Origin of the sequence: Cellvibrio sp. QJXJ (genome assembly GCF_024452345.1) — a bacterium.
GTDB lineage: Bacteria > Pseudomonadota > Gammaproteobacteria > Pseudomonadales > Cellvibrionaceae > Cellvibrio.
Genome location: NZ_CP101662.1, coordinates 1,387,266 through 1,400,507, shown reverse-complemented (window position 1 = coordinate 1,400,507; position 13,242 = coordinate 1,387,266). Strand labels below are relative to the sequence as shown.

General features: G+C 51.7%; 12 protein-coding genes. 7 read left to right on the top strand and 5 right to left on the bottom strand.

All coding sequences use genetic code 11. From position 1 onward, the window contains the following. Nucleotides 1-76 precede the first annotated feature (76 nt). A complete protein-coding gene (locus tag NNX04_RS05995) occupies nt 77-547 on the bottom strand; it encodes an Lrp/AsnC family transcriptional regulator (RefSeq protein ID WP_007640411.1) in 471 nt (156 codons plus the stop codon). A 288-nt stretch (nt 548-835) separates the two neighbouring features. Between NNX04_RS05995 and adk the strand changes: the two genes are divergently transcribed. From adk to NNX04_RS05970, 5 genes are all read left to right on the top strand, one after another. Continuing rightward, on the top strand, nt 836-1,489 hold the full coding sequence (gene adk / locus NNX04_RS05990) for an adenylate kinase (RefSeq protein WP_040391583.1): 654 nt from the start codon (nt 836-838) through the stop codon (nt 1,487-1,489). Nucleotides 1,490-1,587: 98 nt separating this feature from the next. After that, nucleotides 1,588-2,295: a tRNA (adenosine(37)-N6)-threonylcarbamoyltransferase complex dimerization subunit type 1 TsaB gene (gene tsaB / locus NNX04_RS05985; protein WP_261947788.1), complete on the top strand. Its 708-nt coding sequence runs from the start codon at nt 1,588-1,590 to the stop codon at nt 2,293-2,295. Between the two features lie 31 nt (nt 2,296-2,326). Beyond that, on the top strand, nt 2,327-3,667 hold the full coding sequence (locus NNX04_RS05980; RefSeq protein ID WP_261947787.1) for a M18 family aminopeptidase: 1,341 nt from the start codon (nt 2,327-2,329) through the stop codon (nt 3,665-3,667). 165 nt (nt 3,668-3,832) lie between these two features. Further along, nucleotides 3,833-4,861, top strand: a complete 1,029-nt coding sequence (locus NNX04_RS05975; protein ID WP_261947786.1) for a cyclic nucleotide-binding domain-containing protein — start codon at nt 3,833-3,835, stop codon at nt 4,859-4,861. A 153-nt stretch (nt 4,862-5,014) separates the two neighbouring features. Continuing rightward, the gene (locus NNX04_RS05970; RefSeq protein ID WP_151057243.1) at nt 5,015-6,022 is read left to right on the top strand and encodes a tryptophan--tRNA ligase; all 1,008 of its coding nucleotides are present in this window, start codon (nt 5,015-5,017) and stop codon (nt 6,020-6,022) included. A gap of 117 nt (nt 6,023-6,139) precedes the next feature. On the opposite strand, the gene bioA is transcribed toward NNX04_RS05970, so the two are convergent. From bioA to NNX04_RS05955, 3 genes are all read right to left on the bottom strand, one after another. After that, nucleotides 6,140-7,444, bottom strand: a complete 1,305-nt coding sequence (gene bioA, locus NNX04_RS05965; protein ID WP_261947785.1) for an adenosylmethionine--8-amino-7-oxononanoate transaminase — start codon at nt 7,442-7,444, stop codon at nt 6,140-6,142. 106 nt (nt 7,445-7,550) lie between these two features. Continuing rightward, nucleotides 7,551-9,122 carry a methyl-accepting chemotaxis protein gene (locus NNX04_RS05960; protein WP_261947784.1) on the bottom strand — a complete coding sequence of 524 codons (1,572 nt, stop codon included), beginning with the start codon at nt 9,120-9,122 and terminating at the stop codon, nt 7,551-7,553. A gap of 147 nt (nt 9,123-9,269) precedes the next feature. Beyond that, the gene (locus NNX04_RS05955) at nt 9,270-10,088 is read right to left on the bottom strand and encodes a flagellar brake protein (protein WP_007640425.1); all 819 of its coding nucleotides are present in this window, start codon (nt 10,086-10,088) and stop codon (nt 9,270-9,272) included. A gap of 291 nt (nt 10,089-10,379) precedes the next feature. Here NNX04_RS05955 and ttcA point away from each other — a divergent pair, with 291 nt between their 5' ends. Next, on the top strand, nt 10,380-11,279 hold the full coding sequence (gene ttcA, locus NNX04_RS05950) for a tRNA 2-thiocytidine(32) synthetase TtcA (protein ID WP_261947783.1): 900 nt from the start codon (nt 10,380-10,382) through the stop codon (nt 11,277-11,279). Nucleotides 11,280-11,303: 24 nt separating this feature from the next. Here ttcA and NNX04_RS05945 read toward each other — a convergent pair whose 3' ends face one another. Next, on the bottom strand, nt 11,304-11,906 hold the full coding sequence (locus tag NNX04_RS05945) for a hypothetical protein (protein ID WP_198284765.1): 603 nt from the start codon (nt 11,904-11,906) through the stop codon (nt 11,304-11,306). 64 nt (nt 11,907-11,970) lie between these two features. Between NNX04_RS05945 and ald the strand changes: the two genes are divergently transcribed. Next, nucleotides 11,971-13,080, top strand: coding sequence for an alanine dehydrogenase (gene ald / locus NNX04_RS05940; RefSeq protein WP_007640431.1), 1,110 nt, complete (start codon nt 11,971-11,973; stop codon nt 13,078-13,080). The last annotated feature ends 162 nt before the right edge of the window (nt 13,081-13,242 follow it).

Here is a 13,242-nt window from a genome sequence, read left to right as displayed (position 1 = left end):
TCACTGCAAAAAACTGTGTTTGTGCGCAGTTTTTTGCAGTGTGTTTTTTCCAATGCCAGCGTCAAAAGTTGCTGAATCAAATAGGCAACTGGGTGGTGAACTTCACTTGTTTCAGTGCAAAGGCAGAATTAATAGAGCCGATATTGGGCAAGTGGATCAAGGTCTCTTTCATCAGCCGCTCATAGTGCTCAACACTTTCTACTACCACACGCAACACATAATCTTTCTCGCCACTGGTCGAATAACACTCGACCACTTCCGGAATTACCTGCACCGCTTGTTCAAACGCCTCGAGCGAATTGCCATCGTGGTTTTTGATGGTGATATAAGCATGTACCGTCACGCCTAAATTCAAAAGTTTTGGGTCGAGCAAGGTCACTTTGCCGCGAATGACTCCCTCGGTTTCAAGGCGTTTCAACCGGCGCCAGCAGGGAGTATGGGACAGTCCAATCATGGCGCCTAAATCTGCCATAGAGTAGTCAGCATTTTCCTGGAGGGCGCGCAAAATTTTGCGGTCATATTCATCTAGGTCGATTGAGGGAGGCATAAGGCTATCCTGAAGGCAAGGGCAATAAGCCATCATTCTAGGATGAAAGTCCATAAATAACAATAAAATGAGGATGTTCTTAATCGTGCAATGTCGATCATGGTGGTGGATGGTTAACCCTCGTCAGTCACCTTTTTGTCTCTGTGCCACGTACACAGAGTGCATATTGTGATTGCCGTCATGGGCGTGTATCGTAACGCCTCTTTTGTCGGGCACTTTTGTGCCGCTATTCGTGCACAGCGCTAAATAGCTGTCGCGATAAAAAATAATGCTGAGGAGCAATCCGAGATGAGAGTGATATTGTTGGGCGCGCCTGGTGCGGGTAAAGGTACTCAAGCGCAACTGATTATGGAGAAGTTTGGTATTCCCCAGATCTCCACAGGCGATATGCTGCGCGCAGCAGTAAAAGCGGGTACGCCTCTTGGCTTGCAAGCGAAAGATATTATGGCATCGGGCGGTTTGGTACCGGATGACCTGATTATTGCTCTGGTAAAAGAGCGTATTACGTCCAGCGATTGTGCGAATGGTTTCTTATTTGACGGTTTCCCGCGCACTATTCCACAGGCTGAAGCCATGTTGGATGCTGGCGTAGACATTGACCACGTCATTGAAATTCATGTTCCGGACGAAGAAATTGTGGCCCGTTTGAGCGGTCGCCGCGTACACGAAGCCTCTGGTCGCGTTTATCACGTTATTCACAATGCTCCCAAAGTAGAAGGTCATGATGATTTGACTGGCGAGCCGCTAATCCAACGCCCTGATGATACCGAAGAAACGGTACGCAAGCGTTTGGGCGTTTATCACGATCAAACCGAACCTCTGGTGGGTTTTTATCAAGACCTGGCTGCTTCGGGTAATACCAAAGTGCCAAAGTACACCCGTATTAGCGGTATCGGCAGTGTTGATTCCATTCGTCAGCAGTTGTTGACCGTATTGGGTTAATCGCCGTTTAGCGATCATAATAGGCTCTGCGGAGCCTATTTTTTTGTCCTGCGTTTCTGTTTCCCGCGTGTTTTTTGTTTTTTCAGAGTTGTGTTTGTATGGCTTTAATTCTTGCCCTGGATTCTTCTACCGATGCTTGTTCCGTAGCGCTTTATGCGGATGGTGAGCTGAGTGCCAGTTTTGAGCTGGCAGCCAAAAGCCATACTCAGCGATTGCTGCCTATGGTGGATGAGTTATTAACCGGTCGCGGAATTGGTTTGGCAGACCTGGATGCCATCGCCTTTGGGCGCGGCCCCGGTTCATTTACGGGGTTGCGGATTTGCATGGGCATAGTCCAGGGCTTGGCATTTGGTGCGGATTTACCCGTTATTCCCGTATCGACCTTGGAGGCCATGGCGCTTGGTCATTACCGCGCCAATCCCACGAGTAGTGCTCCGGTATTGGTAGCGCTGGATGCGCGGATGAATGAAGTTTACTGGTGTGCTTATGCACCGACCGCTGAAGGTGTGATTGCGCTAGTAGAAGAGGCGGTTATCAAGCCGGAATTACTCGCGGAAGACAGCAATTTGCCGGTATCACACCACGCGTTTATGGGTGTCGGCCCCGGCTGGCATTATCACGCGATGCTGTCTTTGGCTCCGCAGTCACTGCAGTTGGATGCTCATCCACGTGCAGAGGAAATGGCGTTGATTGCAGCGCGTTTGTGGGCAGAGGACAAGGCCATTAATGTGCTGGAGGCTGAGCCGGTGTATTTGCGCGACACAGTTTCCTGGCAAAAACGTCAACGTATCCGTGCTGTTGACTAGTTTCCCCCGATGAGTCGTTATTGGTGATTTTATGAGTTCTGCTGTCCATACCCAATCCGCGTTTAACGCTGGTCTGCTCGATTTTTTGCGTGCATCGCCAACGCCTTTTCACGCTACACGCGCACTGGCCGAGCGCTTGCTCGCCGCTGGATTTGAGTTATTAAATGAGGGCGACAGCTGGTTGCTGGAGCCGGGCAAGCGCTACCTGATCACACGTAACGATTCCTCACTCATCGCTTTTGTATATGGCCGCTCCAAGCTGTTGGATACCGGTATTCGTATGCTGGGCGCGCATACCGATAGTCCTTGCTTGAAAGTAAAACCGCGCGCTGAACTGAATCGTCGGGGTTACTTTCAACTGGGCGTGGAAGTTTATGGTGGCGCATTATTGGCGCCTTGGTATGACCGCGATTTATCACTCGCGGGGCGGGTAACCTATCGCGATGAGCAGCAGCAAATCGCCAGTGCATTGGTGGATTTCCAGCGTCCGGTAGCGGTGGTACCGAGTCTTGCTATTCATTTGGATCGCGACGCCAATAACAACCGCTCCATCAACGCGCAGAAAGATATAGTGCCATTACTCTTACAGTTGCCCGTGGAAGAGGGCAGTCCGCCGGATTTTCGCAGTTTGCTGCACGCTGAATTGCAAGCCAGCCAACCTGAGCTGGCGGTAAGCCAGGTATTGGATTACGAGATCAGCCTTTATGATACCCAGCCGCCAGCGTTGGTCGGTCTGGAGCAAGATTTTATCGCCAGCGCCCGTTTGGATAATTTACTCAGCTGTTATATCGGCTTACAGGCGTTATTGGAGGCGGATGATCAGGTATCAAGTCTGCTGATTTGCACAGATCACGAAGAGGTGGGCAGTGCCTCCTGTTGTGGTGCCAAGGGCCCCATGCTGGAGCAATTTTTGATGCGTTTGTTGCCCGAAACAGAAACGCGCATTCGGGTGATTGAGCGCTCCATGATGATCTCCGCCGACAACGCCCACGGTATCCATCCCAACTTCATGGAAAAACATGACGAAAACCATGGCCCACTGTTGAATCGCGGCCCGGTAATCAAGGTTAACGCCAATCAGCGCTATGCCACGACCAGTGAAACCAGTGCTTTTTTCCGTATGCTCTGTGAAGTAGCTGAGGTGCCTGTACAAAGTTTTGTGGCGCGTACCGATATGGGTTGCGGTAGTACGATTGGCCCGGTGGTGGCTTCTGAAGTCGGTGTTAAAACGATTGATGTGGGCTGCCCGACTTTTGCCATGCACTCCATTCGCGAGCTGGCAGGTGTGCAGGATGGTTGGAACCTGTACCGTGCCAGTGTTGAGTTTTTCCGTTACACCAAGGCGCCTATGGCATTGGCCAGCGCACTTTAACGCGCAGCTGCTCGCAACCTTGCTGTGATCCAGTACAAAGACTAGGGACAAGTCTGCGCCAAGCCAACCGCCTATGCTTATAATCGCGCCGCTTGTCCCGATGAAATATGCTCCATTACCATCGGGTTTATCTTTTTCATTGCCAGTGTTTAGTGGAGTTTCCCAATGGCGATTAGCCTTGATGTATTAGCGTCTTTTGCGCCTTTCAACACTCTCAACCATGAATACCTGATTCAAGTTGCGGAAAAGGCTGCACTGCGTGATGTTCCGAAAGGCACCATTATTTTCAAGCGTGGCCGCCCCTTTCCCGAAAAGGTTTATTTAGTGGGCGGCACTGTTGATTTGATTGATTCTGCATTTCAGGTCAATACCATCAACCCCGCCAGTGAATCACGGCGCTCGCCGCTCAATATCACCCAGCCTACCCAAGTCTCTGCCGTCGCAAAATCCGATGTAACACTCTTGGCCGTGGACAGTGATTTTCTGGATCTGGTACTCGCCTGGAGTGAATCCAGCGATGAAGAGGCGGATCTCTCCGGTGTCAGCTTGCACGATGACAATGATTGGATGTCATCACTATTGCAGTCGCCCTTATTTAGCCGTTTACCACCTGCCAATATTCGCCAGTTATTCATTCGTTTTACTGCACAAAAAGTGCAAGCCGATGAAGTGGTTATTAAACAGGGTGAGCGCGGTGATTATTTTTATGTGCTGGAGTCAGGCAGTGCGACAGTGATAGACCCAGCCGGAAAAATTCTCGCGGCACTGCGCCCAGGCAACTATTTTGGTGAAGAAGCCTTGGTGGGCGACACTACCCGCAACGCCACCGTAAAAATGCTCACCCCTGGCAAGGTGATGCGCCTAAACAAAGAAGATTTCCGCGAGCTACTGCAAGAGCCGGTATTGCGTTACCTGAGCGCAGAAGAGTTGCGCACCCGACCTGCCGATGCCGCACCTTACCAAATCATTGATGTACGGTTACCGCTGGAGCGACGTATGCAGGCGGTACCGGGTAGTCAAAATATCCCGCTCAATCAATTGCGTAATCATTTAAAGAATCTCGATTTCAATACGGTTTACCTGGTGACAGATGATTCCGGTCGCCGCTGCGATGTAGCCACACATTTGCTCAATCAGGCTGGTTTTGATTGCTACATTCTGCGTGATGCAGAATCCTGCTACGCCGGTATTTAATTTCCCCATTTGTTTCTCTGCAGCTGCCGCGCGCCATAACAATCCGGTGCGCTGGCTGGCAGTTTCGCTAGCCTGTATGATGGCGCCCTGAACTTACCCTGCGAATTAACTATTTCCGCTAATCACTATTTTCATAAATTAAGATAGGGCAGCATGAGCAAGCAACGTGTTTTAACCGGCATTACCACTACGGGCACCCCCCACCTTGGCAATTATGTTGGCGCGATTCGCCCAGCGATTCAGGCCAGTCAACGCGCGGATGTGCAATCATTTTATTTTCTGGCCGATTTTCATGCGTTGATTAAGTGCCAGGAGCCGGATTTGGTTCATCAGTCCACCCGCGAAATTGCTGCCACCTGGTTGGCTTTGGGGCTGGACGTGAACAACGCGATTTTTTATCGCCAATCCGATGTGCCAGAAATTCCAGAGCTCTGCTGGGTATTGACCTGCATGGCAGCCAAAGGGTTGATGAATCGCGCGCATGCCTACAAAGCATCGGTCGATGCGAATGTTGCTAACGGTGATGACCCGGATTTTGGCATCACTATGGGGTTGTATTCCTATCCCATTTTGATGGCAGCCGATATTTTGATGTTTAACGCTAACAAGGTGCCGGTAGGGCGCGACCAGATCCAGCACATTGAAATGGCACGCGATATAGCCGGGCGATTCAACCATCACTACGGCGAACATTTTGTGTTGCCAGAAGCCTTGGTTGAGGAAAGCTCTGCAATATTGCAGGGGCTGGATGGGCGCAAAATGAGCAAGAGTTATGGCAATACCATCCCGCTTTTTTTGCCGGAAAAACAATTAAAAAAATCCATTAATAAAATCCTGACTAACCTGCTTGAACCCGGTCAAGCAAAAGACCCGGATACTTCACCGGTATTTCAAATTTGGCAGGCGTTCGCCACGCCCGCGCAAACTGCGGATATGCGCCAACAATTTGCTGATGGCATAGGTTGGGGTGAAGCTAAGCGGCAATTGTTTGAGTTGGTGAATGGCCAGTTGACCGAAGCGCGCGACAAATACGAAGCATTGCTGGCTAACCCCGCACATATTGAAGAAGTGTTGCAGCAGGGCGCTGAAAAAGCCCGCGCCTATAGCAAGCCCTTGTTAGAAAAAGTGCGCGAGGCCGTGGGTATTCGCAAAATAAAATAATCTTATTGGCTGATATAAAATTCAGTTATGCAAACAAAAACGCCCGCAAAGATATTTGCGGGCGTTTTTGTTGGTGCTGTGAACTTCGGCTTTTTAATAGGTATTTAGCCCAGTAACTTATTCCGCGAGTGTTGCTACCACTTTTAAAACGGCTGACGTAAGGCGGCTCAGTTGTTCGGGAGTAATAATAAACGGCGGCATTAAATAAATAATATTGCCGAATGGGCGCACCCACACACCTTGCTCCACAAATAGCGGAACCAGCTTTGAGCTACTCACAGCGTCTGTTAATTCCACCACCCCGATTGCGCCCAGTGTGCGCACCTCTTTTACGTAGGAGAAATCCTTGCAGGGAGCAAGTTCAGCCTGCATTTGTTGGCCAATGGCGGCTACGCGCTCCTGCCAATTGGAATTAAGCAATAATTCTATACTGGCGTTGGCCACGGCACAGGCGAGTGGGTTACCCATGTAAGTGGGGCCGTGCATAAATGCGGGATTATCGCCACTGGCAATGCCGTTGCTGACCTTATCGTTACAGAGGGTAGCGGCAAGGGTGATGTAGCCACCGCTCAGTGCTTTGCCTAAACACATAATATCGGGGCTGATGCCCGCGTGTTCAGAGGCAAATAATTTACCCGTGCGACCAAAGCCGGTAGCGATCTCATCCACAATTAATAAAATTTCATGTTTGTCGCACAGTTCGCGCACCCGGCGTAAATATTCCGGCGAATAAAAACGCATGCCACCGGCGCCTTGCACAATGGGTTCCACAATCACGGCGGCAATTTTTTGGCGATGTTGTTGAATCAGTTGTGCAAATTTGGCGATGTGCGTTTCCTGAAACGGCTCATCAAAACCGCAGGTGGGTGCTTCGGCAAACAAGTGATGGGCGAGCGTGTGGTGAAACAAATGATGCATACCCGAATGTGGGTCGCATACGGCCATAGCCCCAAAAGTGTCGCCGTGATAACCGCGTTTGAGCGTCAGAAAGGTGGTGCGCTGCGCCTGGCCCTGCGAGTGCCAATATTGCAGTGCCATTTTCAATGCAATTTCAACCGCGACCGAACCTGAGTCGGAAAAAAATACTTTGTTTAAACCGGCAGGCGTGATGCGGGCCAGAGTCGCGGCCAGTTTTACGGCTGGCTCATGGGTAATGCCCGCAAACATCACATGCGCTATTTTGCCCAGCTGATCAATAACGGCTTGGTTCAGAACGGGGTGATTATAACCGTGCACGGCAGCCCACCAGGAGGACATGCCATCAATTAACACCCGGCCATCAGCCAAATGGAGTTCTACACCTTGCGCGTGACTGACAGGGGTAATTAAACCGGGGTTGGTGAAATCGGTGTAGGGGTGCCAGACGTGATCGCGGTCTAGTCGCAGTAAATCCTGAGGGGCAATTTGTTGGTTGTATATCATGAGGGAGTCCAAAACCGGCGCACCGGGTGCGCTAAAAAACGTGACTCCACTTTAACGAAAAACAGGCTAAAAATCTGAATCTATTTCGCCAAAGTGGAGTGCAGCATTAATTAAATCGGACAATCAAATCCAGCTGTTTGTGTGACAGTTTATCCATCTCACTATTGAGTCCATCGGCGATGCTCACTTCCTGTTGTGTCTGGTCTGAAATGTGCGCAATCGTTTGGGTATTGCGTTCGATCTCCAATGCCATGGAAGATTGTTCCTCGGCAGCAGTCGCAATTTGATGCGACATTTGGTCGATGGTGTTCACCGAATGTGAAATAGAATCCAGCGCCGCGCGCACGTTGTTCATTTCAAGCACACTGCGATCCGCCAGATTCAAACAGTTTTTCATATTCACGCTGGCATCTTCAGTCGCTTTGCCAAGGTTGCCGATAATCTGCTGAATATCGCCGGTGGATTCCTGGGTGCGCTGTGCCAGCGACCGCACTTCATCGGCCACCACCGCAAAACCACGCCCCTGTTCACCGGCACGGGCCGCTTCAATTGCCGCATTCAGGGCGAGCAGGTTGGTCTGTTCGGCGATGCCGCGAATTACATCCACTACGCTGGCAATTTTGCTGCTGTCCTCACTCAGTTTGTTTAAGACATTGCCGAGATTGCCCACTGTTTTTGATAGATCATCAATCGCCAGGCGCGCGCCCTCAATCACCTTATTGCCTTTTTCCACTTCACCAATGGCGGTGCCTGTGGCGATAGAAGTTTGGTTGGCGCCGCTCGCCACTTCCTGTACCGCTTGCGCCATCTGCTGCATGGCGGTGGCAACACCTGCCGTTTCACGTTGTTGCGCGGTCATGCCTTCATAGGTTTTGCTGGCGTGATGGTGTGCTGCTCCCGCCTTGTGTTGAAGCTCTTTCGCGGATTCCGCAAAGCGGCCAAGAGCCGTGCGCAGGCGTGATTTAATGGCGTGCTGTGCCAATTCAATTTCACCCATGGCATCGCAGCGGCCGGTGTAAATATAGGCGGCAAAAGGGTCGTTGATGGTAGCTCGCGCCTCTTGCAGTGCCTGGGCAATGCGCCCCTGTTGCATCACTTGCGCGGTTCCACCCACAACAGCGGCCACAATCAAGCTGACGATAGCGTTGGTGGTTGATAAGGAGCTCAGCAGGCCGCTGGTGATGAGTAACAGAATCCAGCTGACAAGAGTGATTGCTACGCTGTTGCCATAAAGACTCCAGTATTTTTCAGCAGCAGAGTAGGGGGCCTTGCCTTGATTGATACGTGCATAAACGGCTTCAGCGCGTTTGATCAAGTGGGGTTCGGCTTTGGCCCGCACCGACTCGTAACCATAAATTTGGCCATTTTGGCGCAGCGGGGTGATGTAGGCATCCACCCAATAGTGGTCGCCATTTTTACAGCGGTTTTTCACTATGCCCATCCAGGGTTTGCCGGCTTTTAGCGTTTCCCAGAGCATGGCAAACGCGGCGGGTGGCATTTGTGGATGACGCAAAATATTATGGGGCTGATTGATAAGTTCGTCGTGGCTGTAGCCAGAAATACGACAGAAGGTGTCGTTACAAAATTCGATATCGCCGCGCAGGTTGGACGAGGAAACTATTTCATCCTTATTGGAAAGGTGTACTTCTCTGCCGGTGGTGTGGCCATTGTTGCGCATGTGTAGATCCTGAGTTACGCCGATGAAAATCCCGAAATGTGATTTAATTCAAATAAATACAATCGGTCATTCAAGCCTAGTTCAAAAATAACGAATCTCTAGTGCGAATATGTTTCGCATTCGTTGCTGTAGTTTTAAATGTCGTTATCAGGCGGCGTAGGCGCGTCCGTTGGCTCTACTGGTTTGCGGGCGATGCTGTTGTAGGGCGCCGAGTTCCAGGCTGGTATTGAATTGTTGCTCGCGCAGAAATCGCCCCAGCGCCGTGCGCTTGTCCTCCTCCAGGTCGATAAACTCAATGCTGATCTGGGTGTGGCGATAAGGGCTGCGGCCCATACGGAAAGCGCAAATCCGGGCACGGCAGCGAATTTGTAACTCTTCACTCAGGTTGACTTCACACAGCGGCATCACCGCCCCATGGCGCAGGTAAGGCAAGAGGTTGCCCGCTACCATCAGGCGCATACCACCCACGGAAATGTCTTGCAGGGTGCCAAAGCTGGGTTCCTGGCCGATTGGGCGAATTTTTACCGACAAGGGTGATTGATGGCCAATGGTGTAGCGCGGAAAGCGGCGGCGCGGTTGATAGTAGGCAAAATTGGGTAATTCGATAGCGATACCCGAGGTGCCATAACTGGAGCCAAGTGCCACAATCGGCGCGCGAATTACCAGTTCTTCAGTGTTGCGATGGTGGCGAATACACAGCTCGTCGCCCGCATCCAATATCAGTTGTTGCGGAAACAGGTCATCCAGCCAGAGCAGGCCGCGCTCCAGGTCGATGGCCATAATCATGCTTTGGTAGCTGCGGCTAGTGCCGGTAATTTTTACTTCCAGCAACTGCCGTTGTTTTTTGAGTTCCCACAATGCTTGATATTCGTCCGGCACTGGCGTGCTGGTTGCGGCTTCACTCTGAACACTGTCGGCAGCGCCTTTGAGTTGACCTTTTTTAAATAATTTATCGAGAAACGACATTCGAAACCCCTCGCGGCAACAAGTCACCCCTGGTTTTGACAGCCGAGGGTGTTTATCTGCCTAGAGCAAGCGCTGTGCCACTCGCTTGGAGGCCAGTCTTGGCGCGGGGTGCTTTTATGGCTGGCGACAAAATAATCAATTGATACCGGCAAAGCTTTGCCTCCGGGCGGTCATTGATTTCAACTTGCGGGTAAAATCCGTACAATGCGCGCCGCTGCCGGGTGAGCTGCCCGGCGCGAGCCGAGCCCTGTCTTAACGCCCTGTTTTTAATGCCCCATGAGTGCTGAGTCCATGAAAGAGTTACACGAACGCAAAGATCGTCTGGAATTTAACAAGCTGCAAAAGCGCCTGCGCCGTTTGACCGGCTCGGCCATTGTTGACTACAGCATGATTGAAGACGGCGATAAGGTGATGGTGTGCCTCTCCGGCGGTAAGGACTCTTACACCATGCTCGATATCTTATTGAGCCTGCAAAAAACCGCGCCCATTTCGTTTGAAATAGTGGCGGTGAATATGGACCAAAAGCAGCCCGGTTTCCCCGAGCATATCCTGCCGCAGTATTTGGCAGAGCTGGGTGTGCCGTATCACATCATCGAGCGCGATACCTACAGCATCGTGAAAGAAGTCGTGCCCGAAGGTAAAACCACCTGCGGTCTTTGCTCCCGTTTGCGCCGCGGTACGCTGTATGGTTTTGCCGATGAAATCGGTGCGACCAAAATCGCTTTGGGCCATCATCGCGACGATATTATCGAAACCCTGTTTTTGAATATGTTCTTCGGCGGCAAGTTAAAAGCCATGCCACCCAAGCTGCTCTCGGACGATAAACGCAACATTGTCATTCGCCCCTTGGCCTATTGTTCGGAAGAGGATATTGCGCACTTTGCGGAGTTGAAGGGCTTCCCGATTATTCCCTGCAACCTCTGCGGTTCGCAGGAAAACCTGCAGCGCCAGGTGGTGAAAGACATGCTGGTGCAGTGGGAGCGTCAATTCCCCGGCCGCACCGAAACCATTTTTACCGCCATCCGCAATGTGCAGCCTTCGCAGCTGGCTGATTTGAACCTGTTTGATTTCATCAATCTGGAAACCAACAAGCACGCTGCCGAGGAAGATGACGACAGCTGCGCCATTAGCGCTCCGCTTGGTCGCATAGAAGATGCGGTGCAATACGTGGATGTGTTGGATATCCGCTAGGTCAGCAGAATGAGATCGTCTGGATTAGGCGACCTGACGGTGTAAATAAGGTGTGATCAACTTGTTATAGGACTGGATAAACCCGTCGGTATTTCTTACGGCACCGGTGCCATTATCAAAATGCGCAGCCCAAAGTTGGGCGAGGGTCGGCAGGTCGGGGAAGTTATTGCAGTCGATATGGGCGCGGCGGTAGATCATCCATGCTATGCCAGTGCTGTAACTCAGGTTGGTAACCAATTCGCGTTCGGGGTCGAGTAAAAACTGCTGCTGGCTGGCTAAACCGCGCTGGCGCGAGGCGAGGTCGGGAAACTGGATGAGATAGCGGTCCCACAACTCGCGGTGTTTATTTCTGGTTATTCGATAGAGCCCCAGCCCTTGATATTGCTCGCTGTAACAGTGCAGCCCCAGTTGTGATTCCTGAGCTGCCGTAGCCAGCAGTAACTGCTCGGCGAAGGGGGAATAATCGCCCAAGGCTTCCAGGCAGGGTTTGATAATCCATTGCTGTAAATCACTGGCACATATGCCCATAACTACCTCGTTACGCCCTATTTTGTCATCACTACGCGCGGCAAAACTGCGCTGATCACAACTTGGCGTCAAAAAACTACTACATTCTAATTGAAGCATAAGTCGAGCCACTTTGCCTGCTGCGCCCTTAGCTATACTCCCATTTATAAATACGGAGGTAGTTATGCAAATAGGTATACCCAAAGAGATTAAATCTGGCGAAAACCGTGTTGCGCTCACCCCCGCCGGAGTTGCTGAATTGGTACGCCGTGGTCATCGGCTAGTAGTCATGACAGGGGCAGGTGCCGCTGCCGGATTTAGTGATGAGCAGTATCGCGCGGCAGGTGCACTGATTGTGGGCACTCTCGCCGAGGTTTATGCCACGGCCACTCTTGTCGTCAAAGTCAAAGAACCGCAGCCAGAAGAGTACGCGTTGCTGCGACCTGCCCATATCCTCTTCACTTATTTACATTTGGCGGCGAGTCGGCCGCTGACCGAGGCTTTGCTCGCCTCGGGTGCCACCTGCCTCGCTTATGAAACCTTGAGTGATCAGCAGGGGCGTTTGCCGCTGCTTGCCCCTATGTCTGAAATTGCCGGACGGGTTGCAGTGCAAGCGGGCGCGCATCATTTACAAATGGCGCAGGGCGGCAAGGGAGTTTTACTCGGCGGTATTCCCGGCGTAGCGCCCGCCAATGTATTGATTCTGGGAGGCGGGGTAGTCGGTGCGAATGCTGCCGCTATGGCGGTGGGGTTAGGCGCGCAGGTGCGTATTATGGACAAATCCATCGCCCGCTTGCGTCAGCTGGATGACTTATGGCGCGGCCGGGTAGTGTGTGAGTATGCAACCCAGGAGCGTATCGATGAGTGTGCGCTCAGTGCAGATCTGGTGATTGGCAGTGTATTGAATACCGGCGCCAGTGCACCGCGCTTGCTTACCCGCATGCAGATTGCGCGAATGGAAAAGGGCAGTGTGTTGGTGGATGTTGCTATCGATCAGGGCGGCTGTTTTGAAACCTCCCGCGCTACCACCCATCAACAGCCAACCTATGTAGAAGAGGGGGTGATTCACTACTGTGTCGCCAACATTCCCAGCGCCGTTGGGCGCACCGCCACCCTGGGTTTAACCAATGCAACGCTCAGCTACATTCTGCGTTTGGCCGATGCGGGCGTGGCGGCGTTAAAAGGCGATGTCGGTTTTACCGCAGCGCTCAACACCTATCGCGGCGAGTTGACCCAGCCAGCGGTGGCAACGAGTTTTTCCATGTTATGGCGCGACCCACAAACCATTCTCTAACGCTGGAAATATGGCGATTAGCTTATGAAAAATAAATTTATTGATTCAGGCGCCAGTGATTAGTTTGTTCTATACTCTCGCGAAGACAAGGATACATCCGGGGTGATGTCGGCGATTACGCCACGAGGTTGCGCTCCCGGATATAACGTAAAAGCCCTCCAG